Source organism: Streptomyces sp. NPDC087263 (genome assembly GCF_044744645.1).
Lineage (GTDB): Bacteria > Actinomycetota > Actinomycetes > Streptomycetales > Streptomycetaceae > Streptomyces.
This window is the reverse complement of the sequence record NZ_JBIUYT010000009.1, coordinates 1-25,855: the sequence shown is the minus strand read 5'-3', so window position 1 is coordinate 25,855 and position 25,855 is coordinate 1. Positions and strand designations below refer to the sequence as shown.

The following is a 25,855-nucleotide window of genomic DNA, read 5'->3' as shown; positions in this document are numbered from 1 at the left end:
GAGAGGCGCGCGGCCGAGAACAATCGCCACTGGCGCGCTACGCACGCTACCTTCTCCTGGCGCCTGGGCCCACACCGGCGGGCCTCTTCGGCGCTCCGCGCCGGGTTTTTCGCCGCTCCGCGGCCCCAGCCCCCACCGCCGCGCGGCCAAATCTCCGGCTCTCCGCGCCGGTGTTTCCCACCCACTCGCCCGTCTCGGTCGGCTGGAAAGCACCGAGAAACAAGCCCGCTCCGGCCGCCCCCACCCCACCCCACTCGGCCCCCATACGCGCGGTAACCGCACTACGCACCGCCATCTCGGGGCACTATGACGGGGTGGCAGCCGCAAGGTCGCCCCATGGAGCCACCGGGATCGGTGACTCCAAGGGGAGCAGCCGAGGTGGCGGATCGACCCGGGTGAGCGGGTCCGTCCGTGCGCTCGGTCGTGCCCTGCACTTCCCGGTGACGGGAACGGCACGCGGCATCCGCAAGGCGACGCACGCGCACGGCGCGGGCGAGTCGGGCCTGGGGAAACTGATCGAGCTGCACGGGGTGAACGGCGCGGGCGACGTCATGATCACCGTCGCGCTCGCCTCCACCGTCTTCTTCTCGGTGCCCACGGACGAGGCCCGCGGCCGCGTCGCGCTCTACCTCGCCATCACCATGGCGCCCTTCACCCTCCTCGCCCCGGTGATCGGCCCGCTCCTGGACCGCCTGCCGCACGGCCGGCGCGCCGCGATGGCGGGCGCGATGCTCGCCCGGGCCTTCCTCGCGCTGCTGCTGTCCGGCGCGGTGGTGACCGGTGGCATCGAGCTGTACCCCGCCGCGCTGGGCGTGCTGGTGTCGTCGAAGGCGTACGGGGTGGTGCGCAGCGCCGTCGTGCCACGACTGCTGCCACCGGGGTTCTCCCTGGTGAAGGCGAACTCCCGGGTCACCCTCGGCGGGCTGCTCGCCACCGGTGTGGCCGCACCGATCGGGGCGGGGCTACAGGCGCTCGGCCCGCGCTATCCGCTCTACGGCGCCTTCGTGATCTTCATCGCGGGGATGTTCCTGTCGTTCTCGCTGCCGCCGAAGGTCGACTCGGCCAAGGGCGAGGACAAGGCGCTGCTGGCGGCGGACCCGGAGCATCTGCACGGGCCGCACCTGAAGAAGGCCCCGCGCCCGGGGCTGCGTACGGTCGGCACCGCCGTCACGCACGCCCTCGCGGCGAACGCCGCCCTGCGCTGCCTCTCCGGCTTCCTGATCTTCTTCCTCGCCTTCCTGATGCGCGAGCACCCGCTGACCGGGGCGAGCGCGGCGGCCTCGCTGGCGATAGTGGGTGTCTCGGCGGGCGCGGGCAACGCGCTCGGCACGGCGGTCGGAGCTTGGCTGAAATCGCGCGCTCCGGAGATCATCATCGTGACGGTCGTCGCGTTCGTGCTGGCGGCCGCGATCATCGCCGCGGTGTTCTTCGGCGCGATCCTGGTGGCCTGTCTGGCCGCGGTCGCAGGTTTCGCGCAGGCACTCGCCAAGCTGTCCCTGGACGCGCTGATCCAGCGGGACGTACCCGAACTCGTCCGTACGTCGGCCTTCGCGCGCTCCGAGACGATCTTGCAGATGGCCTGGGTCATCGGCGGCGGTATCGGCATGGCGCTGCCTCTGAACGGCACGCTCGGCCTCTCCGTGGCGGCCGCGATCGTCGCCACCGGCTGGCTCACCACCGTGCGGGGGCTGATCGGGGTGGCCCGGCGCGGGGGTTCTTCCCGGCCGCGCGTGGCATAGCCGCGACAGGCGCACTGGTCGCGGCACGCCGTACACGCTGGTCGCGGCACGCCGTACCCCAGGTGGGGGACGTGGTGGACGTGCCCGATAACCTTCGCCCATGACCTCTGGATTCAGCGCCGCGCGCCGCCGTCGCGCCGTCGCCGCCGTCGGAGCCGTATCCGCCGGACTTCTCGCCCTGTCCGCCTGTGACAAGCCGACGCCGCTGGCCACCATCACGGTCGGCGACAACTCGGTGAGTTCCGAGACCGACTGCTACAACGACGGCAAGGAGGTGAAGGCCGATGAGCTGGCCAAGTGCCTCAAGGCAAAGGACATCAAGTCCATCACGGTCGACCCCGACGAGACCGTGCGGTTCGGTGTGGACCCCGACATCGCCGACAAGGGCTGGACGATCCTGATGAACGGTCAGCCACTGACCGACTCCAGCAAGAAGACGTACCGCACGATCCCCGGCAGCGTGTTCTTCAACGCCCAGTACGGCGCGAGCGGCGACTCCACCCTCGTCTCCATCAAGGAGGGCGACACGACGGTCACCGGTCTGTGGTCCTTCACCCTCAAGAAGGACTCCTGACCACGTCCTCCGTACCCGCGCCACATGTCCTCGTAGCCACCGCCGTCCCGGCCGAACGGGACGCGGTGGCACGGGCGTTCGCGCACCGGGCCCTCCTTGAGGTCCAGCTCCCCGGGGCAGCCCTCCACCGGGTCGGTGCCCACGACCTGCTCGCCGCCGGCGTCGGTCCCGCCCTCGCCGCCGCGTCAACGGCGACCGCCCTCACCGCGGCCGCCCTGGCGGGCACCCCGTACGACCTCGTCATCTCCACGGGTATCGCCGGCGGTTTCCAGCCCGACGCGCCCGTCGGCTCCCTCGTCGTCGCCGACGAGATCACGGTGGCGGACCTGGGCGCCGAGACCGCCGACGGCTTCGTGTCCGTCACCGGACTCGGCTTCGGGGTCGTCAGCCACCGTCCGCCACCGTCACTCGTACGAGACCTCGTGGCCGCCACGGGGGGCCGCGCCGGAACGGTCCTGACCGTTTCCACGGTCACCGGCAGCGCCGCCCGCGCCGCCGAACTGCGCGCCCGCCACCCCCGCGCCCTCGCCGAGGCGATGGAGGGCTTCGGGGTCGCCGAGGCCGCCGTCGCACACGGCGTGCCCGTGCTGGAGCTGCGCGCGGTCTCCAACCCCGTCGGCCCGCGCGACCGCGCCGCCTGGCGCATCGGCGAGGCGCTCACGGCCCTCACCGAGGCCTTCGGGAAGCTCGCGCCCGTACTGGAGAGTGGGAACCCACATGAGCCCTGAGAAGCTGCCTGAGACCCTGAAGATCGCGTACTCGCCCTGCCCGAACGACACCTTCGTCTTCGACGCCTGGGCCCACGGCCGGGTGCCGGGCGCGCCCGCGCTCGACGTCACCTTCGCGGACATCGACATCACCAACGGCATGGCCGAGCGCGGCGAGTTCGACGTGCTGAAGGTGTCGTACGCCGTGCTGCCGTACGTCCTCGACGCGTACGCGCTGCTGCCCTGCGGGGGCGCGCTCGGCCGGGGCTGCGGGCCCCTGGTGCTCACCCGGGAGGCCGACACGGACCTCACGGGCCGTACGGTCGCCGTGCCGAGCGAGCGGTCGACGGCGTATCTGCTGTTCCGCCTGTGGGCCGCGGACACGCTGCCCGGCGGGGTCGGCGAGGTCGTGGTCATGCCGTTCCACGAGATCATGCCTGCCGTGCGGGACGGGAAGGTCGACGCGGGACTCGTCATCCACGAGGCGCGTTTCACGTACCAGAACTACGGGCTGCACAAGCTCGCCGACATGGGCGAGCACTGGGAGCGGACGACCGGCCTGCCCATCCCGCTGGGCGCGATCATCGCCAAGCGCTCGCTGGGCGAGGAACGGCTGACTTCGCTCGTCGCGGCGGCCCGTAAGTCGGTCCGGATGGCCTGGGACGACCCGGAGATCTCCCGCCCCTACGTCCTGGAACACGCCCAGGAAATGGACCCCGCCGTCGCCGACCAGCACATCGGCCTGTACGTGAACGAGTTCACGGCCGATCTCGGCGACGACGGATACGCGGCGATCAGGGGGCTGCTGACACGCGCGGCGGCCGAGGGGCTGGTACCGCCCCTCGGCCCGGACGCGCTGAACTTCCCGTAGATCCCGCCGAACTTCGCTTGTTCGCGTGGATGCGGATACGGGTACGGGTCGGCGACGCGATTCGGGTTATACGTCGAGTTGGTCGGCGACCGCTCGCAGCAGGCCCGCGATCTGGCTGCCGGAGGCCTTGTCGGGGTAACGGCCCCGCTCCAGCATGGGCGTGATGTTTTCGAGAAGAGTCGTCAGATCCTGGACGATGGACGCCAGTTCGTCGGGCTTGCGGCGCTGCGCGACCGCCACGGAAGGGGTCGGGTCCAGAAGGACCACGGAAAGCGCCTGGTCGCCGCGCTGGCCGGCGACGACACCGAACTCCACGCGCTGGCCGGGCTTGAGGACTTCGACTCCGGCGGGCAGGACCGAGGAATGGACGAAGACGTCGCCGCCGTCGTCGCGGGAGAGAAAGCCGAAGCCCTTCTCGCTGTTGAACCACTTGACCTTGCCAGTCGGCAAAGCACACGCTCCCTCGATCGATCCCGGACGCTCCTGGACACTCCTGGATGCCGGTTGAACTGCCGTCGAACAACACTACCGGGGGTCTCTCCAACCCAACACGCCTTAAAACGAGACTGAGCCCCTGCCCGCGTCGGCAGAGGCTCAAAGTGGTGGGAGCAGCGTGAGGGGCTACCTGATGTGCCGGAGGAGACTCCCTCCCCCTTCGGGGAAGACTTACCGGCGAGAGTGCCGGTGAGGATTCGCAGGGCGATTCCACGGGAGTGCAGATCCTCAACAATCGTCAGGACGTCCTCAGTCGAACGACCCAACCGGTCAGGCTTCCAGACACAGCCGAGGGGAAAGGTGTGCGCGGGACCAGGGCAGCCGGTAGACCTGGCTGGTGCTCCAGCTGTGGATCGTGATCTTCGGGTGGCGCTATTCGTGGTCAGCCAGTGGTGTGTCAAGTTTCATGAGTGAGCGCACACAGGGGCGCAGGATGTCGACGATTTCTTGCGGGTCGGCATCAGCGAGATAGTCGAGCTTGATCAGGTGTCGGCCGATGACGATGCCGATGAGCGCGGCGCTGACGACGTCGGCGCGCAGGTTGGCTTCTTCGTCGGGGATGGCTGCGCTGATCCGGTCCTTGTAGCCGCGGGAGGTGTCCCGGAACTCGTGCGCCGCTTCCGGATGGGTGAGCATCGATCGCAGGACGGCCAGTGATCCGATCGGCTCCTCGGTCAGTGACTGGCGGAGGTGATCGAGGAGTTGCTCGGCGACCTGTTCGGGGGTTCCACCGGGCAGTGACGGCGCCTCACCCTGGGTGGCCCGGGCGAAAAGGCGTTCCTTGTTGCCGTAGTAGTGCATGACCAGGCCCGGGTCCACCTGTGCTGCCGCGGCCACCGCCCGGATGGTGGTTCGGTCATAGCCGGACTCGGCGAACAGTCTGCGGGCTTCGGTCAGGATCCGGGCCTGGGTGTTGCGCCGCTGTTGGGCCCGGGAGGGATGCGACAAGGAATCACTCACACCATTCATTCTACGGACGTTGAACAAAGCATCGATTCGTTCTACGCTTGTTGAACCAAGTTGATGGATCTTGTGGAACTGGAGGCACGCCATGAACCAGCAGAGTTCGGCCGACGGCCCGCTGGAGGTCCTGGAGCGGCGGAAGCGCTTGGTGGTCGCACGAGACATGGAGGCGTTCGCGGATCTGTTCGCAGCAGAGGGCGTCATCGAGATGCCGTTTGCGGCCAACGGACTGCCGGAACGGCTGGAGGGACGAGAAGCGATCCGGGAGTTCTCGGCCGCCTATGACCGGCTTCCGCTGGAGATAACCGACCTGCGGACGGTCCAGGTCCACCAGACCCTGGACCCCGAGGTGGTGATCGTCGAATTGGTGACGGTGGGACGGGTCACCGCGACGGGACAGAGGTTCGAAGTGCCCTGTATTCAGGTCTTCCGGATCCGCAACGGCCAGATCATGCTGTTCCGCGACTACGTCGGAGCCCACGCGATGCCCGACCTGACGGCCGCCGCCTGATACTCCAGCCTGGGTCACGGCCTTGCCGGCGGCGGCTGCTGACAAGACGTCGCCGGATGGTTCCTTCGCGCTGGGAACTACCCTGGCCGGGTGCGTGACAAAACCCAAGCGAATTCCGCGGAACCCGGTGACCGGCTGATCCGTGCCGGTGCCATCGTGTTCTTCCTCGGTGCCGTGGCCACTCTGGTCACCGTGGCCCCGCTGTTGCTCGATACGGCGCCTTTCCCTACATACATGTTCGGATTGAGCATGCTCATGGGCGTCGGCTTCCTGATGGCCGGAGCGGGGGTGTTCCAGTCGCTCGCCGCGGGACGCCGTCAGGCCCGCGGCGGCTCGTAGCGGTAGTCCGTCGGCCTGCGGCCGCGCCTCGCCGTAGTCCGTCAGGCCTGCGGCGCGCCTCGCCGTAGTCCGTCAGACCTGTGGCCGCGCCTCGCAGTAGCCCGTCAGCCACGCCGGGAACTCCGTCAGGTCGGCGAGGACCACGTCCGCGCCCGCCGCGCGCAGTTCCGCGGCGTCGCACGGGCCGGTGGGGACCGCGACGGAGTACGCGTCCGCGGTGCGCGCGCCGCGGACGTCGCCGGTGTGGTCGCCGACGTACACGCTCGCGCCGTATTCGCGCAGCGCCTGCGCCTTCTGCTCCGCCCACAGGTTGCCGATCACCGCGTCCGCGTCGATCCGCAGGTGCTTCAGGTGCAGTTTCGCGTTGGGCTCCCACTTCGCGGTGACGACGATCGCGCGGCCCCCCGCCGCCTGTACCGCTGTGACGGCCTCGCGGGCGCCGGGCATCGCGGGTGTGGCCGTGATCGCGTACGTGGGGTACATCTCGCGGTAGACGTCCGCCACGGCGGCGACCTCCTCCGCCGGGAACCAGTTGACGAGCTCCTCCTCCAGGGGAGGCCCCAGCCGCGTCACCACCAGGTCGCAGTCGATGTACGTACCCGTCCGTTCCGAAAGCTCTTGGAAGCAGGCGTGGATCCCGGGCCGGGAATCGATCAGCGTCATGTCGAGGTCGAAACCGACGGTGAGGGGGGTGCGGGGGCGCGATGTCATATGGGTCATTGTGCCCAGGGGGGTGGGGTGGAGGGTCTTCGCCCCCTCCGCCCCTGCCCGTCCCGTACCTGGAGGCTCCGCCCCCAGACCCCCGTATCGCGCTGAACGCGCTCGTCCTCAAACGCCGGACGGGCTGAAACGGGGCGGCGGGGGTGAACACCACCCGTCACCGCCTCCGCTGCGACCGCCAGACCACATACAACGCCGACCCCACCGCCGCCCCCCGCACGACCCACGGCCAGGTCTGTGCGATCGCGTCGCTCAGGTGCCCCTCGGGGATCGGCTCGCCCCAGCGGCCGTTCGTGCGCCCCCACAACCAGACGACACCGGCCGTGACCGCCAGCCCGGGCAGGACGAGGACGGCGCCCTTCCCCTCGGCAGGCGTCAGCCGCCGGGAGGCGTAGGCGATGACCCAGCCGAGGACGAGGGCGAACCAGTTGCCGAGGACGGCACCGGCGACGAGGAGCGCGGCGGCGAGGAGCAGGAGCGGGTTGCTCCACCCGCCGAGGCGGGGGAGGCGGAGGAGACGCCGCCGGGGGGCCTCGACGGCCTCGACCAGGGGGGCATCCACGACGGCCGCAACATCGGCCTTGCCCTCCGTCTCAGGTGCCGCTCCCCCGGCTTTCTCGTCCTTCTCGACCGGCGGCGGCTTCAGTATCTCGGGAATCTCCACCCCGCCCACGAACCCCGGCACGCTCTCCCCGGGCCCGAACAAGCTGCTGTCCACCCGCCACCAGTCCGGCTGCGTGGCGCTGTTGCCCAACTCCTCCGCACTCGCGAGGTGCGGCGGGGACGGCACGTCCTGCACGGGGTCCGGTTCCGCGGGGCGGGGCTTCGGGACGGCGCGGCGCAGGCCTTTGGGGCGGGGCTGCGGGGCATCGGCCTGACGCTGGGTGGGGACGGCGGCCCAGGTCCCCGTACCGCCGGCCGCCTCTCCCGGGGTGCCCGCGCCCGCGGCGTCGACGATCTCGTCGGGGGTGCCGAGGCGGTCGAGGATCCGGCGGACGGCGGCGGGGCTGTCGGCGGTGGTCCTCGCTCGGCGCCGGTCGATCTCGTTGCGCAGTTCCGACACGAGCCGCATGCGCGTCGCGGACGGCACCTGGCGCTGCTGGGCCAGGTCTCCGACCCGGCTCAGGTAGTCGTAGACCAGCTGGTCGCTCTCAATCCCCACGAAGTCCCCTCCGGGGCGCACGCGTTGCAAACTCCGTGGTCACGACGGTACCGGGTTTTCCGCATCAGCCGCTCCCGAGGGTCCGCCGTGTCCTGCGTGCCCGAAGCAAGGCCCGGAGGAGGCCCGGAGGAGGTCCGGTGTGAGGCCGGGCAAGGCCCCGCACGGAACCCGCCCCGGACCCCGGCACGGGCCCCGCCCCCTCTACCCAGGACCGGCCCCGAGGTCAGGCAGGTCAGGGGCACAGGAGCCGAAACCCGCTACCGTTGGCCGGATGAGCACCGAGGAGCACCCCACCACGGCCCCCGCCCCCGCGGGGAACGCTCCGCGTTCGCTGGCGGAAGCCCTCCGCACACGCGACGACGCCTCGCTGGCCGCGCTCCTCCGTGCCCGCCCGGACCTGATCACCCCCGTCCCCACGGACCTCACCCAGCTGGCCACCAGGGCGGGCACACGCGCGTCGGTCGTGCGCGCGCTGGAGCGCCTGGACCGGTTCGCCCTACAGACGGCGGAGGCCCTGGCCGTGGCGTCGGAACCGGCGGCGTACGACGAGCTCCTTGCCCTGCTGGCGGGCGACGACCGCGACCCGGTGGTCATCGGGGCCTTCCCGCGGGCCCTGGGCACGCTCCGCGAGCAGGCGCTCGTCTGGGGGCCCGACGACCGGCTGCGTCTCGTCCGCACGGCCCGTGAGCTGCTCGCGCCGGTTCCGCAGCACCCGTCCCCGACGGGCCTCGGCCCGACGGTCGCGGAGGCCACGGCGGGCATGTCGCCGGGGCGTATCCAGGAGATCGTGACCGCGGCGGGGCTGCCGAGCACCCATGACTCCGTGTCGGCCAGGGCGGCGCTGACCGGCCTGTTCACGGACCGCAGCAGGATGTCGGCGCTCCTCGACAGCGCCCCGGCCGAGTCCGTGGACGTCCTGTCCCGGCTGGTGTGGGGGCCGCCGTACGGACAGGTGACCGCCGATCCGGCGCGCCATCTGCGCTGGCTGATCGACCGGGGGCTGCTGCTGCCGACGGCGCCCGGCACGGTCGTCCTGCCCCGGGAGGTGGCCCTGCACCTGCGGGCGGGCCGCGCGCACCGGGTGACGGAGCCGGTGGCGCCGACCGTGGAGGCCGCGGCGACGCACCGTCCACAGGTTGTGGACAGCACCGCGGCGGGCCAGGCGTACACGGCGCTCGCGACCGTCGAGGAGTTGCTCAAGGACTGGCACGAGGGCGGTCCGGCCGTGCTGCGCGCGGGCGGGCTGAGTGTGCGGGATCTGAAGCGGACGGCGGTGGCGCTGGACGTGTCGGAGCCGGTGGCCGCGTTCTGGGTCGAACTCGCCTACGCGGCGGGCCTGTTGGCGTCGGACGGTGCGGCGGAGGAGCGGTACGCGGCGACGCCCGCGTACGACGAGTGGCTGGAGCTGCCGTCCGCCGAGCGTTGGGGGCGGCTCGCCTCGGCGTGGCTGACGGCGACCCGGGCGCCGGGTCTGGTCGGCGGGCGGGACGCGAAGGACCGTACGTTGTCGGCGCTCGGCCCCGGTCTGGACCGCTCCGCGGCCTCCGAGGTCCGCCACCGCGTCCTCGCACTCCTGGCCGCCCTCCCCGAGGGCGCCTCCCCCGTCGCGGCCTCCGTCCTCGCGCGCCTCCAGTGGGAACGCCCGCCGCGAAGCCCGCAGTCGACGGACGACCTGCGTACCCGGCTCGCCCGCTGGACCCTGTCGGAGGCGGAGTCGCTGGGTATGACGGGCCGGGGGGCGCTGTCGGCACAGGGGCGGGCGCTGCTCGGTCTGCCGCCGGCGGCCGCCCACGACGCCGATTCGGCAGCCGGCCACGACGCAGGTTCCACGACCGGGCACCACGCGGGTTCCGCGACCGGGCACCACGCAGGTTCCACCGCCCACGACGCCGGTCCCGCGGCAGGACCCGGCGACAAACTCCCCGTCCACAAGCGCCCGCATCCCGCCCCCGTGTCCCCCCGCTCCCCCGCCGAGCAGGCCGCAGCCGCCGAGCGGGCGGTCCGGCTGCTCGCCCCCCTCCTGCCCGAGCCGCTGGACCACGTCCTCCTCCAGGCGGACCTGACCGCGGTCGCGCCGGGCCCGCTGCAACGCCCGCTCGCCGACACGCTGGGCGTCCTCGCGGACGTCGAGTCGAAGGGCGGGGCGACCGTCTACCGCTTCACGCCCGGGTCGGTGCGGCGGGCGCTGGACGCGGGCCGGTCTGCGTCCGACCTGCATGCTTTCCTCGCCGCGCACTCGCGGACGCCCGTCCCGCAGCCGCTCACGTATCTGATCGACGACGTGGCGCGCAGGCACGGCCATCTGCGGATCGGCTCGGCGTCGGCGTACGTGCGCTGCGACGACGACTCGATGCTGAACGAGATCCTCGCCGACAAGCGGTCCCAGGTGCTGCGCCTGAGACGCCTCGCGCCCACCGTGCTCGCCGCACAGGCCGATCCGGGGGCCCTCCTCGAAGGGCTGCGGGCGATGGGCTTCGCGCCCGCGGCCGAGTCCGCGGAGGGCGACGTCCTGATCACCCGCGCGCACGCCCACCGCACCCCGCCGCGCTCCGCCCCCGCGCCCGTTCCGGACGGCCCGCCGGTCCCCGACGCCACCCTTCTCGGCGCCGCCGTCCGCGCCATCCGCGCCGGCGACCTGGCCTCCACGACGCCCCGCAAGCCCACCTCCGACGGCGGGCCGCCCGGCAGCGGCGACCTCCCCCGCACCAGCCCCGCCGAGACCCTCGCCACCGTGCAGGCCGCCGTGATGACCGGCGAGGCGCTCTGGATCGGGTACGTCAACGCGGAGGGCACCGCCACCCAGCGGGTCATCGCCCCGATCCGTGTCGAGGGCGGTTTCGTGACGGCGTACGACCACACGGCGGACGAGGTACGGACGTATCCGCTGCACCGGGTTACCGGGGTCGCGGAACTGGCTGAGGGACAGGCCTGAGCGACCAGCGAGGGTCCGCCGACCGAGGACGGCGACGGCGGGCACGGAGAACGGCTTGAGTACTCCGGCCAGGTGTCCGCCGAAGGCCCGGTCCGTCCGGGTACGAGCGCCTCCGGCCGCGCCGGCCTCCTGACACCACCGGGTGTCACCGCCCTTCGGTCTCGGCGCGGTCGGCGGGCGGGCTCAGCAGCGGGTCGATCCCCGCCCGGAGGTACGTGAGCAGCGTGCTGTCCGACACGGAGACCAGCGCCGGGGTGCGGATGGCGTTACGCATCAGGGTGGTGCCGAGCAGCCAGGCCGAGAGCAACTCGGCCCGCAGCGCGGCATCAGGGCCGTCGAGGCGCCGGGCAAAGCACTCCGAGAAGATTTCGGTGATCTCGTCGCGGAGCTGCCCGACGGCCTCCTCCCGGCTGGAGGAGCGGAGCACCGACAGCACCGGATGCGGGACCTCGTCCTCGCTGGGCGCGTTGAAGACGAAGTCGCAGATCCATGCCGTCACGTCTTCGAGCGGTAGGCAGCGCAGCGGCTCGAACAGGGCGGTGCTTGTCGTCACCGCTTTGAACAGTGCTTCTTTTGAGCCGAAATAGCGGTAGACCAGGGCCGCGTCCACTCCGGCCTCCTTGGCGATGTCCCGAACGCTGGTGCCGTCGTAGCCGTACTTCCCGAAACGCGAGGTGGCGGCGTTCATCAGAGCCGCGCGCGTGCCCGTCGCGTCGTACTTGCGGGCTTGCCCGGAGCAGATTTCGCCCGGGTCCGATGTGTCTGGCCTGTTCACTGCCGTACCTCCTCCTTGGTCATGCCCCGCATGCTGTCGCCCCAGCTTCACCCATGTCCAAAAGTCATCGAACGTTGTCACCGATCGTTGACGCACGCCTGAGGCAACCATATTTTTTTGATCAACGGGCAGTGATCTTGGGCTCTCCGTTATCACAGCCACTGCCGAGAGCACTCCGCGAAGGGCCGGTGCATCGGTTCACGCGCCAGGTGTCCGCCCCCGAACCGAGCAGAAGTGGTGATCTTCCTTGCCTGATCGACGCATCGCCGTCATTGGAACCGGATACGTCGGACTGACCACCGGCGCCTGCCTGGCCTCCCTCGGCCACCGGGTGGTGTGCGCGGACACCGACTCCCACAAGATTGAACGACTTCGGCGGGCGGAGGTCGACATCCTGGAACCCGGCCTGCCGGAACTCGTCAGGGAGGGACTGGACTCGGGCCGCCTGGAGTTCGTCCAGGAGACCCCGGGCGCCGTCAGCGCCGCCGATGTGGTGTTCCTCTGCCTGCCGACCCCGATGGGAGTCGGCGGCGCCGCGGATCTGGCCGCCGTCGAGGCCGTCGCGGACGAGATCCGCACGGTCCTGCCGTACGAAGCCGTCGTGGCCAACAAGTCCACGGTGCCGGTGGGCACGGCCGAGCGCGTCGCGGCGCTGCTCGGGCGTCCTGACGTGACCGTGGTGAGCAACCCGGAGTTCCTCCGCGAGGGGCACGCGGTGCGGGACTTCCTCAACCCCGACCGCATCGTGGTCGGCGCCGCCGACCGGGCCGCCGCGCAGCGCGTGGCAGACCTGTACGCCGAACTCGACGCCCCGCTGGTGCTCACGGACGCGGCCAGCGCGGAACTCACCAAGTACGCGGCGAACTTCTTCCTGGCCATGAAGCTGTCTTTCGCGAACAACCTGGCCACGCTGTGCGAACGCTTCGACGCGGACGTCGACGACGTCGTCTCCGGCATAGGCCACGACCCGCGCATAGGCGGCGCGTTCCTCAGTCCTGGACCCGGATGGGGCGGCTCCTGCCTCCCGAAGGACACCCACGCGCTGCTGACCGCCTGCGAGGAGTCCGGCGTGGAGTTCCCGCTGTTGCGGGCCACCATCGAGACCAACGTGGAGCACCAGCGCCGGCTCGTCGAGCGCGTGGTCACCGGATGCTCGGCGCCGGACGGCTCGCTGCACGGCGTACGGCTGGCACTGCTCGGCCTGTCTTTCAAGGCCGGCACCTCCGACCTGCGCGACTCGCCCGCCCTGGCCGTCGCCCGCCTGCTCAGGGAACGTGGCGCCGAGCTCTACGCGTACGACCCCGCCCTCAGCGAGAGCCGCCCCGACCTCAGCGATCTGCTCACGATCGTCGACACCCCGGAGAAGGCTGTCGAGCACGCCCGTGCCTGCGTCGTCCTCACCGAGTGGCCCCAGTTCCGTGACCTCGACTGGGAAGCGGTCGCCGGACTGCTGGAGAGTCCGGTCGTCTACGACTTCCGCAACCTCCTCGACCCGGCGCTGCTCCACCGCGCCGGACTGTCCTGGGAGGGCATCGGCCGCTCGTTCGCGATGGCGGTCTGACCGCGCACCGGCATCCCCCTCGCGACAACCCCCCAAAAAAAGAAAGGCCCATTCGTGCGTGTATTGATCACCACCCTCGGCAGCCCCTCGCACGGGCGTGCGCAACTGCCCCTCGCCCGGGCGCTCGCCGCCGCCGGTCATGAGGTTCTGGTGGCCACCACCTCGGACCTCACCGCGGTCTTCGAACACGACGACGTCCGGGTGACGAGCCCCATCAGCGACTCCATTCCGGTCTCCCACGCGACGAACGCCCTGAAGGAACTGGGTGACCACCCGGAACTCGATGCCGAACAGCAGAGCGCGTTGAGGATGCGCGCCATGTCCCAGGCCCTGTCCGGTCCGGCGGCGAGGGAACTCCTGGACAGCCTGCTCCCCCTGGCACGGGACTTCGTCCCCGATCTCATCCTCCGCGACGGCATGGACATGGGCAGTGTCGTGATCGCCGAACTGCTGGGTATCCCGCAGCTGCCCACCCCGTCCGGGACCAGCAACACCATCGACCCGGCCGACATCCTCCCAGGCCTCAACCTTGTGCGGGAGGAGTACGGGCTCCCCGCCCACGAGGACCCTCTGTCCATCGTCCCGCAGGGGCGCGTCGACTACGTGCCGCCGGCCTTCTCCTTCGCCAAGCACCTGCCGGCATCGTGGGCGTACCGGCAGACGGTGACCGTGGACCGCCGTTCCGTCCTGCCGCCGTGGATCGCGGAACTGCCCACCGACCGCCCCCTCCTGTTCGCCGCCATCGGTACCGCGCTCCCCCTGGTGCACAAGAGGGCGAACGTCGCGGACGCCGCGGGCCTGCCCTTCTGGGTGCCGGACCCGGTCGACACCCTGCGGACGATCATCAAGGCGGCGTCCCGGCTGGACGAGTACACCGTCGTCGTGGCGACCTCGGGCCTCCTGGCGGACACCGACGGCCTGCCGCCGCATGTCCACATCACCAAACAGCTGCCGCAGCCGCTACTGCTGGAATCCGTCGACCTCTTTCTGACCCACGGCGGTTTCAACAGCATCCGGGAGTCGCTGCGCACGGCGACGCCGATGGCGGTGCTGCCGCAGTTCGGCGATCAGCACGCCAACGCACGGCGCGTCCAGGAACTCGGCATCGGCCTGGAGATCGCCGACCCCACACCGGACGGCATCGCGACGGTCTGCCGTGACGTGCTGGCCGACTCCGCCATCGGCGCGAACGCCCGCCGGGCACGTCTGGCGATGCTGACGCTGCCGGAGGTCGAGAACGCCGTCGCCGATCTGGAGAAGCTCGCCGGATAGGGCACGCCACGCAGCCGGGTCCCGTGACCCCGCGGCCGGGCGGCAGGCCCGCCCTCCGCGCGGTTACGGGAGGCGGGGTCACGGACCCCGCCTCCCGCCTCTCTCCCCGCCTCTATCCCCGCCCCACTCCTCGCCCGTATCCGAAGCACGCTCGTGCGGCAAAGAAGGTTCCTATGACGTCCTCGCCCCGCACGGCCGACACGGCGGACGGCCCAGGAGGTGAACCGGAAGCAACTGCGCGACTGACACATCGTCAAGTCGTCAGCGTCCTTTCCGGGCTCATGCTCGGGATGTTCCTCGCGGCACTGGACCAGACGGTGGTCTCGACCGCGCTCCGCACCATCGCCGACGACCTCCACGGACTCACCGCCCAGGCCTGGGTGACGACCGCCTACCTCGTCGCCGGCACCATAGCCACCCCGCTGTACGGGAAGCTCTCCGACATCTACGGCCGTCGACCGGTCTACCTGTGCGCCATCGTCCTGTTCGCCGTGGGATCCCTGCTGTGCGGATTCGCCACCTCCATCTACGAACTCGCGGCCTTCCGCGCGGTACAGGGCCTCGGCGGCGGCGGGTTGATGTCCCTCGCCATGACGATCATCGCCGACATCACCTCGCCGCGTGAACGTGGCCGCTACCAGGGTTACATCACGGCGGTCTTCGCCGGTTCCAGCGTCACCGGACCGCTGGTGGGCGGAGTGTTCGCGGAGCGCGCCACCCTGCTCGGTCTCGACGGCTGGCGCTGGATCTTCCTGATCAACGTGCCGTTGGCAGCCCTGGCCGTGGTCGCGATCCTGCGCGTACTGCACATACCGCACCAGCCCGTACGGCACCGGCTGGACTACGGCGGGGCCGTGGCGCTGGCGGTCGGCATCGTCCCGCTGCTCGTCATCGCCGAGCAGGGACGAAGCTGGGGCTGGGCCTCTCCCCGCGCACTGGCCCTGTACGCCGTGGGGCTGACCGGCCTCGTGGTCTTCGCCCTGGTGGAACGCCGGATGGCCGACGCCGCCCTGCTGCCGTTGCGGCTGTTCCGCATCAAGGCGTTCCGCCTGGGCAGCGTCCTGCACTTCGTTGTCGGCATCGGGATGTTCGGCGCCATGACGATGCTTCCGCTGTATCTCCAACTCGCCCGGGGGATGAGCCCCGTCGGGGCCGGCCTCGCCACGCTGCCCACGGTAGTGGCCAACGTGACGGTGACGCTGGTGGTCGGCCGGCTGATGTCACGTACGGGAAAGTTCAAGGTCCACCTAGTGGCGGGCGTCGGCTCCCTCACCGTCGCCATGGTGGTGTTCGCGACGCTGCGGGTGGACAGTCCGCTGTGGCACGTCTCCATCGGCATGCTGTTCATGGGGGCCGGCCTCGGCGCGGCGATGCAGACGATCACCACACTCGCCCAGTCCGAAGTACCGCGCCAGGACATGGGTGCGGCGACCGCGTCGGTGAACTTCTTCCGTTCCAACGGTGGCACGGTGGGCGCCGCCGCCTTCCTCTCCATCTTCTTCTCCCTGGCCGGCACACGGATCGGTGAGCGGCTGACCAGCGCCTTGCAGGAGCCGTCGTTCCGCCGACTGACCGAAGAGCCGGCGAACGCCGACGCGCTGGCGGGCGTCCTCCGGGCCGACGGCAGTGTGAACCTGGAGGACTCGGCCTTCCTGCGCACCCTCGATTCGCGGGTGGCGATGCCCTTCCTGGAGGGCTACGTCAGCGCCCTCCAGGTCGTCTTCCTCACCGGCGCCGCCGTGACCCTGATCGCCTTCGTGATCGCCGCCTGGCGCGTACCGGACACGAAGCTCTCCGCCGACTAGACGAGTCATTCGGAACGACTCGCAAGCCAGGCGACCACCAGGTGTGAGCAACCAGCAGGCACGGGCGACCACCAGGCTTGAACGACGACCAGGTGTGGTGATGGACAAGCCTGGGCGACTGCCACGCATGATCGTCCGCCGGTGATGCACACTGGACGTTTGGCCAAGCACCCGCGTGTGGGTGCCGCCGCGCAGAAAGGTACGGGCGTGAACGGACCTCTCATCGTCCAGAGCGACAAAACACTCCTGCTCGAAGTCGACCACGAGAACGCCGACGCGTGCCGTCGGGCCATCGCGCCGTTCGCCGAGCTGGAGCGGGCGCCCGAGCACATCCACACCTACCGGGTGACGCCGCTCGGGCTGTGGAACGCGCGGGCGGCCGGGCACGACGCCGAGCAGGTCGTGGACGCGCTCGTCGAGTTCAGCCGCTATCCCGTGCCGCACGCACTGCTGGTGGACATCGCGGAGACGATGGACCGCTATGGGCGGCTCACGCTCAGCAAGCACCCCGCCCACGGCCTGGTCCTCACCACCACCGACCGGCCGGTCCTGGAGGAGATCCTGCGGTCCAAGCGGGTCGCGCCGCTGGTCGGCGCCCGGCTCGACCCGGACACGGTCGCCGTGCACCCCTCCGAGCGCGGCCAGATCAAGCAGACACTGCTGAAGCTGGGCTGGCCGGCCGAGGACCTCGCCGGGTACGTCGACGGGGAGGCGCACGCGATCGAGCTGGACGAGACGGGGTGGGCGCTGCGGCCCTACCAGCGGCAGGCCGTGGAGAACTTCTGGCACGGCGGCAGCGGGGTCGTCGTACTCCCCTGTGGTGCCGGCAAGACCCTGGTCGGCGCCGGGGCGATGGCGGAGGCCAAGGCCACCACGCTCATCCTCGTCACGAACACCGTCTCGGCCCGGCAGTGGAAGCACGAGCTGGTGAAGCGGACGTCGCTGACCGAGGAGGAGATCGGCGAGTACAGCGGTACGCGCAAGGAGATCCGGCCCGTCACCATCGCGACGTACCAGGTGCTGACGACGAGGCGGAAGGGCGTCTATCCGCATCTGGAGCTCTTCGACTCGCGCGACTGGGGACTCATCCTCTACGACGAGGTGCATCTGCTGCCCGCGCCCGTCTTCAAGTTCACCGCCGACCTCCAGGCGCGGCGCCGGCTCGGTCTGACGGCGACCCTGGTACGGGAGGACGGCCGTGAGTCGGACGTGTTCTCCCTCATCGGGCCGAAGCGGTTCGACGCGCCGTGGAAGGAGATCGAGGCGCAGGGCTACATCGCGCCCGCCGACTGCGTCGAGGTCCGCGTCAATCTCACCGAGACCGAGCGCCTCGCCTACGCGACCGCCGAGACCGAGGAGAAGTACCGCTTCTGTGCGACGACCGCGACGAAGCGGAAGGTGACGGAGGCGCTGGTACGGCGGTTCGCGGGGCAGCAGATCCTGGTGATCGGCCAGTACATCGACCAACTCGACGAGCTGGGCGAGCACTTGAACGCGCCGGTCATCAAGGGCGAGACGAGCAACGCGCAGCGCGAGAAGCTGTTCGGCGCCTTCCGCGAGGGCGAGATCTCCGTCCTCGTGGTGTCCAAGGTCGCGAACTTCTCCATCGACCTGCCCGAGGCGACCGTCGCCATCCAGGTGTCGGGCACCTTCGGCTCCCGGCAGGAGGAGGCCCAGCGGCTGGGGCGCGTGCTGCGGCCGAAAGCCGACGGGCACAAGGCGCACTTCTACTCCGTCGTCGCCCGCGACACCATCGACCAGGACTTCGCCGCCCATCGGCAGCGGTTCCTGGCGGAGCAGGGGTACGCCTACCGGATCATGGACGCGGACGAGTTGCTTACGGCGGACACGGACAGCTGAGCACGCTGTCGAAATGACTCAAATGCCGTGCCCCCAGGGGACATTGCCCGATCTTCTCTGCGTGCGTTCACAGCCGGTTCATGAGCGTCGGCACTACGGTCGCTGATCCGGAGCGGGGCATCGGTGGTGCCCCGCGGCAGGTACCGACAGCGGTGCGCACTGAGGAGAGTCGATGAGCAGAGAGCGTGCGGTCCCCGGACGCGGTCCGAGCCGACGCGGCCTGATGGGCGGTGGTGCCGTGGCCGTGGCCGCGCTGGCCGTCGCCGGGCTGGGCACCGGACGGGCCGTGGCCGCTGATCAGGATGCGGGCCGGGCCGGGGCCGTGCCCTGGGAGCCGGTGCCCGTGCCCGAACAGGTGCCGGTGACCGAGCGCCAGGTCCCGGTCGTCGGCGACGGAAGCCTGTGGTGCTGGGACACCGGCGGCAGCGGGGAGGCCGTCGTTCTGCTGCACCCGGGTTCCGGGAGCGGCGAGAGCTGGCCCTACCAGCAGCCGGTGTTCGCCCGCGCCGGGTTCCGGACGATCGGCTACTCGCGACGTGGCTCATACCGTTCGGTGGCCGGAAACCAGGCCGAGGCGGACACCGCCTCCGGGGATCTGCACACCCTGGCCGACCACCTCGGTCTGGACCGTTTCCATCTCGCGGCCACGGGCGGCGGCGGCGCGGTGGCGGTGGACTACGCCCTGTCCCACCCGGACCGGCTGCGCAGCCTCACCGTCTCCAGCAGCGTCGTCGGCATCACCGACACCGACTACGCGCAGCTCTCCGCCTCTCTCCGGCCTGCCCCGTTCAGTGAACTGCCGGTCGAGGTGCAGGAGTTGGGGCCCTCCTACCGCGGCGGCAATCCGGCCGGCGTCACGGCCTGGCAGGCGATCAACGCACGGTCCAGGGCGGGCGACGGGTTCACCCAGGCATCGGCCAACAAGGTCACGTGGGCTGCCTTGGAGTCCATCACCCTGCCGGTCCAGCTGATCACCAGCGATGCGGATCTCTACACCCCGCCCTCCGTCCAGCGGCTCATCGCCCAGCATCTCCACAACGTCGAGACGCACGTGATCAGCGAGGCGGGCCACAACCCGCACTGGGAGCAGCCCGTGGCCTGGAACCACGTTCTGACCAGCTTCCTGGACCGTCACTGAGCCTGTTCCTGTGATCCAGCAGAGTTGCTCCCAGCAAGGCAAGGCCCAGCAGGGCGTACGGCGAGGCCAATAGCTGCTGCTGCCACGGGAGTCGCAGGTCCAGCGTGCCCTGGTGCGGGACCAGCCAGAGGGTGCGGGCCGTGAAGACGGCCGTCACCGCCGCGGCCAGGCGGAGGCGGCGTTCGGCGTAGAGCACGGTGATCAGCGGTACGCACCACACCCAGTGGTGCGACCAGCTGATGGGGCAGACGAGGAGGGCCGTGGTGGCGGTGAGCAGGATGCCCCAGCGGTCCTGGGGGGCGCGGCGGGCGAGCCAGAGACCGGTGCAGGCGACGGCCGCCGCGGGCAGTGCCCAGGCGAGGCCCGGCGAGGGCTCCCTCAGGGCGCGGGCGACCAGCCCCTGAAGCGACTGGTTGTCGACGATCCACACCTTGCCGACGCGGCCGGTCTCGTACAGCCGCCGGGTCCAGAAGTCGACGCTGGCGGCGGGGAGTAGGAGCGCGCCGAGCAGTACGGTCCCGGCGAAGGCGGACCCGGCCGTGGCCGCCTCCCGTCGGCGGCCTCTGAGCAGCAGATACGCGATGAAGAGGGCCGGGGTCAGTTTCACTCCGGCGGCGATGCCGAGCGCGATTCCCTTGCCGCGGGCGCCGGTCGGCCGGGTGAGGTCCCAGAGGATCAGCACCGCGACGGCGAGGTTGATCTGGCCGAACAGGACGGTCTGGAAGACGGGTTCGAGCCAGAGGGCGAGGGCGGTGGCGGCGCAGACGGCGGGGGCCTTCGCGGGCAGGTCCGCGAGGCGGCAGGAGAGCCGGACCAGCGCGGCGAGCAGGGCCACGTTCCCGGCGACGAAGGCCGGTTTGAGGGCGACCAGGGGCAGCCAGGTCGTCGGTACGAAGAGGAGCGCCGCGAAGGGCGGGTACGTCGCGGGCAGCCGCCACCGGGTGACGGTGAACCCGTAGAGATCCGTGCCGTTCGCCACGGCCGCGCCTTCGGCCCGGTAGACCAGTACGTCGGCCATGGGGGCGCGCGTGACCACGCACAGCGCGGAGAAGGCGGCGAGGGAGACGATCAGCAGGGCGCGCGCGGAGGCGACGTCGATGGGTGAGCGTTCGATCACGTTCCGTTGAAGCACGGAGTGACCCTAGTGTCCGGGCAGTTCGGCCCGGCGTACGGCTCACCGCCGCGGGTCGGGCATAGGGCTCACCGACGCCGTACGCCCGCCTCCTCTCCGTACTCGCCGAGGAGGACCACGCTGAGGGCGGCGCCCGCGAACACCTTGACGGCGCGCAGGGCGTCACCGACGCGGTGGCGGCGGTGGACTCCGGAGGCGGCGGTCGCACCGCCGGTGTGGACAGGGGGGCCTGGGGTGAAGGTAGCTGCGCTCATGTATCCATGGTGGAACTCGCGGCCCCGGATGGCGTCGGCCTTCCGACCGAACCTCGGCGGTCCCCCCGTACACCTGTGGGCCGCCCCTCGTACGCCTCACGACGGACCCCGTCCCCTAGGTCTCCTACGGGTGCACCCCTGAGACGGAGGAGCAGGCCCACCCCTGAAGGCGCGGAAAAACGATTGGCCCCGAGATCCCCCGCTCGCCTAGAATCTCCGCTCTTGCCCGCCTCCCCGCGCGGAGCGCCGCCGTCCGGACGGAAACCGGACGGCATCCAGGAATCACCCACGCAGCAGGTCTCCCGGAGGCACCCCCTTGTCCAGCCCGTCCGACCGTCCGCTCCACGCCGACGACGACCCCCTCTCCCGCGAGCGCACCCATCTCGGTGACTCCCGTGCCGCGCTGCGCGCGATGCGCGAGGACGTCGAGAACCTCGACATCAAGGACGTCACCGCGAACTGGGTGAACGCGGCCGTCCTCCAGCGCCAGATGGACGACCGCATCAAGGCCCTCGCCGACCTCAGCCACACCCCGCTGTTCTTCGGCCGCCTCGACTACCTGCACGCACCCGGCACCGAAAGGGCCGAGGGCGCGGAAGGCGAGCGTTTCTACATCGGGCGGCGGCACGTCCACGACGCCGGCGGTGACCCGATGGTCATCGACTGGCGCGCACCGGTGTCGCAGCCGTTCTACCAGGCCTCGAAGAAGCACCCGATGGATGTCGCACTGCGCCGCCGGTTCGGTTACACGGGCGGCGACCTCACGGCGTACGAGGACGAGCACCTCTCCGACCCGTCCGAGGCGGCGGCCACCAGCAAGCTGCTCCAGCAGGAGATCGAGCGCCCGCGCGTGGGCCCGATGCGTGACATCGTGGCGACGATCCAGCCGGAGCAGGACGAGATCGTACGAGCGGGGCTCTCCGGCTCCGTCTGTGTGCAGGGCGGTCCCGGCACCGGCAAGACGGCCGTCGGTCTGCACCGTGTCGCGTATCTGCTGTACGCCCATCGCGAGCGGCTCGCCCGCACCGGCACCCTCGTCATCGGGCCGAACAGCTCCTTCCTGCACTACATCGAGCAAGTGCTGCCCGCGCTCGGCGAGTTGGAGGTCAGGCAGGCGACGGTCGACGACCTCGTCGCGCATGTGGAGGTGCGGGGCACGGACGGGGCCACCGCCGCGGTCATCAAGGGCGACGCCCGGATGGCCGAGGTGCTGCGCAGGGCGGTCCGTTCGCACGTGACGCTGCCGACCGAGCCGGTGATGGTCGTACGGGGTTCACGGCGCTGGCGCGTCCCCGCGTACGAACTGGAGAAGATCGTCCGGGAGTTGCTGGACCGCGACATCCGGTACGGCGCCGCCCACGACGCCCTTCCGCAGCGGATCGCGCATGCCGTCCTTGTCCAGATGGAGCGTTCGGGTGAGGCGCCGGACGACCGGGTGCAGGACGCCGTCGCCCGCAACCCCGCCGTGAAGGCCGCGGTCAAGGCGATCTGGCCGGTCGTCGATCCGGCCAAGCTCGTCCTGCGTCTCCTCTCCGACGCGGACTTCCTCGCCGTACACGCGGCGGGAATCCTCGACGAGGGCGAGCAGAAGGAGATCCTCTGGCAGAAGCCGGCACGGTCCGTGAAGGCCGCCAAGTGGGCTTTGGCGGACGCCGTGTTGATCGACGAGGCGACCGACCTCGTACAGCGGACGCACTCGCTCGGGCATGTCGTCCTCGATGAGGCGCAGGACCTGTCGCCGATGCAGTACCGGGCGGTGGGGCGGCGCTGCACCACCGGTTCGGCGACCGTGCTCGGCGACCTCGCGCAGGGTACGACCCCCTGGGCGACGCGGAGTTGGGCCGAGGCTCTCGGTCATCTCGGCAAGGGCGAGGCGGTGGTGGAGGAGCTGACGGCGGGTTTCCGTGTCCCCACGGACGTCATCACGTATGCGTCCCGGCTGCTGCCGCACATCGCGCCGGGGCTGACGCCGGTGGCGTCGGTGCGGGAGAACCCGGGCTTCTTCGAGGTGCGCACGACGTCCGGTGACTCCGAAGTCGTCGCGGCCTGCGAGGAGTTGCTCCGTCAGGAGGGTTCGATCGGCCTGATCGGCGCCGACGCCCGCATCCCCGTACTCGCCGAGGCGCTGACGACCGCCGGGATCACCTACCTCGGCCCCGGCGAGGAGACGACCCCCGACACCCGCCTCACCCTCGTGCCCGCCTCGCTCGCCAAGGGACTTGAGTACGACTACGTGGTCCTTGACGAGCCACAGGCCGTGGTCGACGGCGAACCCGACGAACGCACCGGTCTGCGCCGCCTGTACGTGACCCTGACCCGAGCGGTGTCGGGCCTGATCGTGACGCACGCGGCGCCGCTGCCCGCCCAGCTCACATAGGGGGCCCGAGGAGCGCGTCCAGGAGGCCGGGGAACCTGGCGTCGAGATCGTCGCGCCGCAGCTTGACATAACGGTTGCGGCCGACGACCCGCGTCGAGGTGATCCCGGCCTCACGCATGACGCGCATGTGGTGCGAGACGGTCGACTTGTGCAGATGCCCGATGCCGAGCGCGTCGGGTGAACAGCTGAACGGCACACCGGCCGCGTACACCTTCAGCAGCGACAGCCGCACCGGGTCGCCGAGCGCGTGCAGCACCTTGACCAGCTCGATGTCGTCCGCGTCGGGCTGCGGCAGCCGCTCGCCTTCCTCGCCCATGCCCGGGCTCCCCTCCTCGTACTGTTTGACAATCATCCAACAGTCCCTATTGTTTGACCAATGTCAAACCATCATCGCACTGTTTGCGGACCACTTGGGGGGACCCCGTGCGCCTAAGACTGCTCCTGCTCGCCCTCGGCACTTTCGCCGTCGGAACGGACGGGATGGTGATGGCAGGCATCCTGCCGCTCATCGCCCGCGATCTGGACGTCTCCATCTCGGTCGCCGGACAGACGGTGACCGTCTTCGCCCTGGCGTACGCGGTCCTCGCACCCGTGCTCGCGGCGGCGACCGCCCGCTGGCCGCGCCGTCGCACCCTGCTCATCGCACTCACCGTCTTCACCCTCGCCAACTGCCTCACGGCGCTGGCCCCTTCGTACGGCACCCTGCTCGCCACCCGGGTACTCGCCGCCGCCGGAGCCGCCCTCTACACCCCCACCGCCAACGGCGTCGCGACCGGACTCGTGCCACCGGAGCGGCGCGGCCGGGCCATCGCCGTGGTGATGGGCGGGCTGACCGTCGCCACCGCGCTCGGGGTCCCGCTGGGCACCTGGATCGGCCGCAGCGACTGGCGGCTGACGATGTGGCTGGTGACCGGCCTCGGGGTGGCCGCGTTCGCGGGCCTCGCCCTGCTGCTGCGCGAACTCCCGCAACCGGCCGTAGCGTTGAGCCTGCGGGACCGGGTGGCACCGCTCGCCAACCGTCAGGTACTGGGCGCGGCGCTGACCACCTTCCTGGTCTTCCTCTCCTTCCAGACCTCGTTCATCTACTACACCGTGGGCACGCACGAGGCGACCGGCGGCGACCAGGACCGGCTGACGCTGCTGCTCCTGGTCTCCGGGATCGCCTCGGTCGGCGGCTCCTCGATCGGCGGACGGCTGGTGGACAAGTGGGGGCCACGCATGGTGATCCTGACGAGCAGCACGGCGTACGTCGTCCTCGCCGCCGCCGCGCCCTGGACCCTGCGCACCATGCCGACGGCGCTCGTCGTCTCCGCTCTGACCCCGCTGGTCGGCTGGGGGATCACGATCGCCCTGATCACCCGGGTGGCCTCCCTCGACCCGCCCAACGCGCCCGTCCTGGTGTCCCTGAACAGCAGCGCGCTCTACCTGGGCATGGCGGCGGCGGGCGGCACCGGCAGCCTGGCGATCGCGCTCTTCGGCGACCGCTGGTTCCTGCTGGTGGGAGCGGGCCTGATGGTCCTGGCAACGGCGGTGGCCGCGGTCACGACACGGGAGCGGTCGGGCGACCTCCGGCGCCTGGCACCGAAGGCCGCCACCAGCCCGGCCGGCTCGACCACTTGATCCGAACGACACCCCTCGGACAGGTCCTAAGCGTCCAGGACCTGCCGCCACTCCCGTACCGCCTCCGCCGAGACCGGCCCGGCCCAGCCGCCGGGCCGGGCGGCCCCGCCGATGTGAAAGGCGTCGACGCCCGCGGCACGCAGCCGGGGCACGTGGTCGAGGCGCAGGCCGCCGCCGACCATGATCTGCGGCTCGTAGCCGGGCTCACCACTGCGGGCGGCCTCGGCGAGGAGGGTGGGCATGCCGTCGTCGACCCCGGCCGGGGAACCGGCGGTCAGGTAGGCGTCGAGGCCCGGCAGGTCCGCGAGCGGCTTGCGCAGGGCGTCGCGGTCGGCGGCGCGGTCGATCGCGCGGTGGAAGGTCCAGCGGCAGCCGTGCAGCTCGGCGACGATCCGCTCCACGGCGGCCAGGTCGGGGCCGCCGTGCTCGTCGAGGAACCCGAGCACGAACTCGTCCGCCCCCGCGCCGCGCAGCTCGCCGGCGACGCGTACCAGCGCGTCGACATCGCCCGCCGCGAAACCGTCCGAGAGCCTCAGCATCACGCGCAGCGAGACGTCGACCGCGGCCCGGATCCCGGCGAAGGTCTCCACCGGCGGGGTGAGCCCGTCCGCGGCCATGTCGGTGACCAGCTCAAGGCGGTCCGCGCCTCCGGCCTCAGCGGCGACCGCGTCCTCCACACCGAGAGCGATCACCTCCAGGAGTGCACGCTTACGCTTGCTCATCGGACCTCTTCCCTTGGGGGCGGCTACAGGTCTAGTCCAATCCAAGCGTACGCGAGATCATCCACCCCCGGCCGGAGATCTTCCAGCCCGTCCGGCGTTTGAGGACGAGGCCGTCCAGGCCGAAGCGGGGGTCTGGGGGCGGCAGCCCCCAGAAACGGGACGGGCAGGGGCGGAGGGGGCGAACAAACCCCCCCCCCCCCCCCCCCCCCCCCCCCCCCCCCCCCCCCCCCCCCCCCCCCCCCCCCCCCCCCCCCCCCCCCCCCCCCCCCCCCAAAACAAACCCCCCCCCCCCCCCCCCCCCCCCCCCCCCCCCCCCCCCCCCCCCC

The 25,855-nt window shown here is 71.1% G+C and carries 23 protein-coding genes and 1 pseudogene; 14 read left to right on the top strand and 10 right to left on the bottom strand.

Translation table 11 applies throughout. From position 1 onward, the window contains the following. Window positions 1-314 precede the first annotated feature (314 nt). The 4 genes from ACIPC1_RS27555 to ACIPC1_RS27540 all read left to right on the top strand — a co-directional run bounded on the left by ACIPC1_RS27555 (window position 315) and on the right by ACIPC1_RS27540 (window position 3,891). Entirely contained in the window at window positions 315-1,739 is a 1,425-nt protein-coding gene (locus ACIPC1_RS27555; RefSeq protein WP_402521502.1) for an MFS transporter, read from the top strand. A gap of 100 nt (window positions 1,740-1,839) precedes the next feature. After that, window positions 1,840-2,313, top strand: coding sequence for a DUF2771 domain-containing protein (locus ACIPC1_RS27550; RefSeq protein ID WP_384391409.1), 474 nt, complete (start codon window positions 1,840-1,842; stop codon window positions 2,311-2,313). Next, window positions 2,283-3,041 (top strand): futalosine hydrolase, encoded by a 759-nt coding sequence (locus tag ACIPC1_RS27545; RefSeq protein ID WP_402521500.1) that lies wholly within the window; start codon window positions 2,283-2,285, stop codon window positions 3,039-3,041. The genes ACIPC1_RS27550 and ACIPC1_RS27545 overlap by 31 nt, the downstream gene beginning before the upstream one ends. Then, window positions 3,031-3,891: a 1,4-dihydroxy-6-naphthoate synthase gene (locus tag ACIPC1_RS27540; RefSeq protein WP_402521498.1), complete on the top strand. Its 861-nt coding sequence runs from the start codon at window positions 3,031-3,033 to the stop codon at window positions 3,889-3,891. The genes ACIPC1_RS27545 and ACIPC1_RS27540 overlap by 11 nt, the downstream gene beginning before the upstream one ends. A gap of 66 nt (window positions 3,892-3,957) precedes the next feature. Here ACIPC1_RS27540 and ACIPC1_RS27535 read toward each other — a convergent pair whose 3' ends face one another. The 3 genes and pseudogenes from ACIPC1_RS27535 to ACIPC1_RS27525 form a co-directional block, all read right to left on the bottom strand. Then, window positions 3,958-4,341 carry a cold-shock protein gene (locus ACIPC1_RS27535; RefSeq protein ID WP_384391417.1) on the bottom strand — a complete coding sequence of 128 codons (384 nt, stop codon included), beginning with the start codon at window positions 4,339-4,341 and terminating at the stop codon, window positions 3,958-3,960. A 212-nt stretch (window positions 4,342-4,553) separates the two neighbouring features. Next, a pseudogene (locus ACIPC1_RS27530) lies at window positions 4,554-4,787 on the bottom strand (recombinase family protein); the annotation flags it as partial. Then, a complete protein-coding gene (locus ACIPC1_RS27525; RefSeq protein ID WP_402521495.1) occupies window positions 4,759-5,346 on the bottom strand; it encodes a TetR/AcrR family transcriptional regulator in 588 nt (195 codons plus the stop codon). The pseudogene ACIPC1_RS27530 and the gene ACIPC1_RS27525, both read right to left, overlap by 29 nt. A 91-nt stretch (window positions 5,347-5,437) precedes the next feature. Between ACIPC1_RS27525 and ACIPC1_RS27520 the strand changes: the two genes are divergently transcribed. Further along, entirely contained in the window at window positions 5,438-5,860 is a 423-nt protein-coding gene (locus ACIPC1_RS27520) for a nuclear transport factor 2 family protein (RefSeq protein ID WP_402521493.1), read from the top strand. 90 nt (window positions 5,861-5,950) lie between these two features. Then, window positions 5,951-6,199: a hypothetical protein gene (locus ACIPC1_RS27515; RefSeq protein WP_402521490.1), complete on the top strand. Its 249-nt coding sequence runs from the start codon at window positions 5,951-5,953 to the stop codon at window positions 6,197-6,199. Window positions 6,200-6,271: 72 nt separating this feature from the next. Here ACIPC1_RS27515 and ACIPC1_RS27510 read toward each other — a convergent pair whose 3' ends face one another. Then, on the bottom strand, window positions 6,272-6,919 hold the full coding sequence (locus tag ACIPC1_RS27510) for an HAD family hydrolase (RefSeq protein ID WP_402521487.1): 648 nt from the start codon (window positions 6,917-6,919) through the stop codon (window positions 6,272-6,274). A 157-nt stretch (window positions 6,920-7,076) separates the two neighbouring features. Further along, entirely contained in the window at window positions 7,077-8,081 is a 1,005-nt protein-coding gene (locus tag ACIPC1_RS27505) for a hypothetical protein (RefSeq protein ID WP_402521485.1), read from the bottom strand. Window positions 8,082-8,352: 271 nt separating this feature from the next. Here ACIPC1_RS27505 and ACIPC1_RS27500 point away from each other — a divergent pair, with 271 nt between their 5' ends. Beyond that, window positions 8,353-11,013 carry a helicase-associated domain-containing protein gene (locus tag ACIPC1_RS27500; RefSeq protein WP_402521483.1) on the top strand — a complete coding sequence of 887 codons (2,661 nt, stop codon included), beginning with the start codon at window positions 8,353-8,355 and terminating at the stop codon, window positions 11,011-11,013. A gap of 145 nt (window positions 11,014-11,158) precedes the next feature. Here ACIPC1_RS27500 and ACIPC1_RS27495 read toward each other — a convergent pair whose 3' ends face one another. After that, window positions 11,159-11,788 carry a TetR/AcrR family transcriptional regulator gene (locus ACIPC1_RS27495; RefSeq protein WP_402521481.1) on the bottom strand — a complete coding sequence of 210 codons (630 nt, stop codon included), beginning with the start codon at window positions 11,786-11,788 and terminating at the stop codon, window positions 11,159-11,161. A gap of 247 nt (window positions 11,789-12,035) precedes the next feature. Here ACIPC1_RS27495 and ACIPC1_RS27490 point away from each other — a divergent pair, with 247 nt between their 5' ends. The 5 genes from ACIPC1_RS27490 (at window position 12,036) to ACIPC1_RS27470 (ending at window position 19,424) form a co-directional block, all read left to right on the top strand. After that, window positions 12,036-13,349 (top strand): UDP-glucose dehydrogenase family protein, encoded by a 1,314-nt coding sequence (locus ACIPC1_RS27490; RefSeq protein WP_402521478.1) that lies wholly within the window; start codon window positions 12,036-12,038, stop codon window positions 13,347-13,349. Window positions 13,350-13,403: 54 nt separating this feature from the next. Next, window positions 13,404-14,621, top strand: coding sequence for a glycosyltransferase (locus ACIPC1_RS27485; RefSeq protein ID WP_402521475.1), 1,218 nt, complete (start codon window positions 13,404-13,406; stop codon window positions 14,619-14,621). A 173-nt stretch (window positions 14,622-14,794) separates the two neighbouring features. Next, window positions 14,795-16,426: an MDR family MFS transporter gene (locus tag ACIPC1_RS27480; RefSeq protein ID WP_402521472.1), complete on the top strand. Its 1,632-nt coding sequence runs from the start codon at window positions 14,795-14,797 to the stop codon at window positions 16,424-16,426. A 207-nt stretch (window positions 16,427-16,633) separates the two neighbouring features. Beyond that, window positions 16,634-18,286, top strand: coding sequence for a DNA repair helicase XPB (locus tag ACIPC1_RS27475; RefSeq protein WP_402521469.1), 1,653 nt, complete (start codon window positions 16,634-16,636; stop codon window positions 18,284-18,286). A gap of 172 nt (window positions 18,287-18,458) precedes the next feature. Next, window positions 18,459-19,424 carry an alpha/beta fold hydrolase gene (locus tag ACIPC1_RS27470; RefSeq protein ID WP_402521466.1) on the top strand — a complete coding sequence of 322 codons (966 nt, stop codon included), beginning with the start codon at window positions 18,459-18,461 and terminating at the stop codon, window positions 19,422-19,424. Here ACIPC1_RS27470 and ACIPC1_RS27465 read toward each other — a convergent pair. Further along, window positions 19,342-20,556 carry a glycosyltransferase 87 family protein gene (locus ACIPC1_RS27465; protein WP_402521464.1) on the bottom strand — a complete coding sequence of 405 codons (1,215 nt, stop codon included), beginning with the start codon at window positions 20,554-20,556 and terminating at the stop codon, window positions 19,342-19,344. The two genes, ACIPC1_RS27470 and ACIPC1_RS27465, sit on opposite strands and share 83 nt — an antisense overlap. Before the next feature lie 68 nt (window positions 20,557-20,624). After that, window positions 20,625-20,810, bottom strand: coding sequence for a hypothetical protein (locus ACIPC1_RS27460; protein ID WP_402521462.1), 186 nt, complete (start codon window positions 20,808-20,810; stop codon window positions 20,625-20,627). 316 nt (window positions 20,811-21,126) lie between these two features. Between ACIPC1_RS27460 and ACIPC1_RS27455 the strand changes: the two genes are divergently transcribed. Then, the gene (locus ACIPC1_RS27455; protein ID WP_402521460.1) at window positions 21,127-23,187 is read left to right on the top strand and encodes a HelD family protein; all 2,061 of its coding nucleotides are present in this window, start codon (window positions 21,127-21,129) and stop codon (window positions 23,185-23,187) included. On the opposite strand, the gene ACIPC1_RS27450 is transcribed toward ACIPC1_RS27455, so the two are convergent. Next, window positions 23,180-23,539: an ArsR/SmtB family transcription factor gene (locus ACIPC1_RS27450; RefSeq protein WP_402521458.1), complete on the bottom strand. Its 360-nt coding sequence runs from the start codon at window positions 23,537-23,539 to the stop codon at window positions 23,180-23,182. The two genes, ACIPC1_RS27455 and ACIPC1_RS27450, sit on opposite strands and share 8 nt — an antisense overlap. A 71-nt stretch (window positions 23,540-23,610) precedes the next feature. Here ACIPC1_RS27450 and ACIPC1_RS27445 point away from each other — a divergent pair, with 71 nt between their 5' ends. Beyond that, entirely contained in the window at window positions 23,611-24,807 is a 1,197-nt protein-coding gene (locus ACIPC1_RS27445) for an MFS transporter (protein ID WP_402521455.1), read from the top strand. A gap of 26 nt (window positions 24,808-24,833) precedes the next feature. Here ACIPC1_RS27445 and ACIPC1_RS27440 read toward each other — a convergent pair whose 3' ends face one another. Next, window positions 24,834-25,529 (bottom strand): copper homeostasis protein CutC, encoded by a 696-nt coding sequence (locus ACIPC1_RS27440; protein ID WP_402521453.1) that lies wholly within the window; start codon window positions 25,527-25,529, stop codon window positions 24,834-24,836. Window positions 25,530-25,855: the final 326 nt, after the last annotated feature.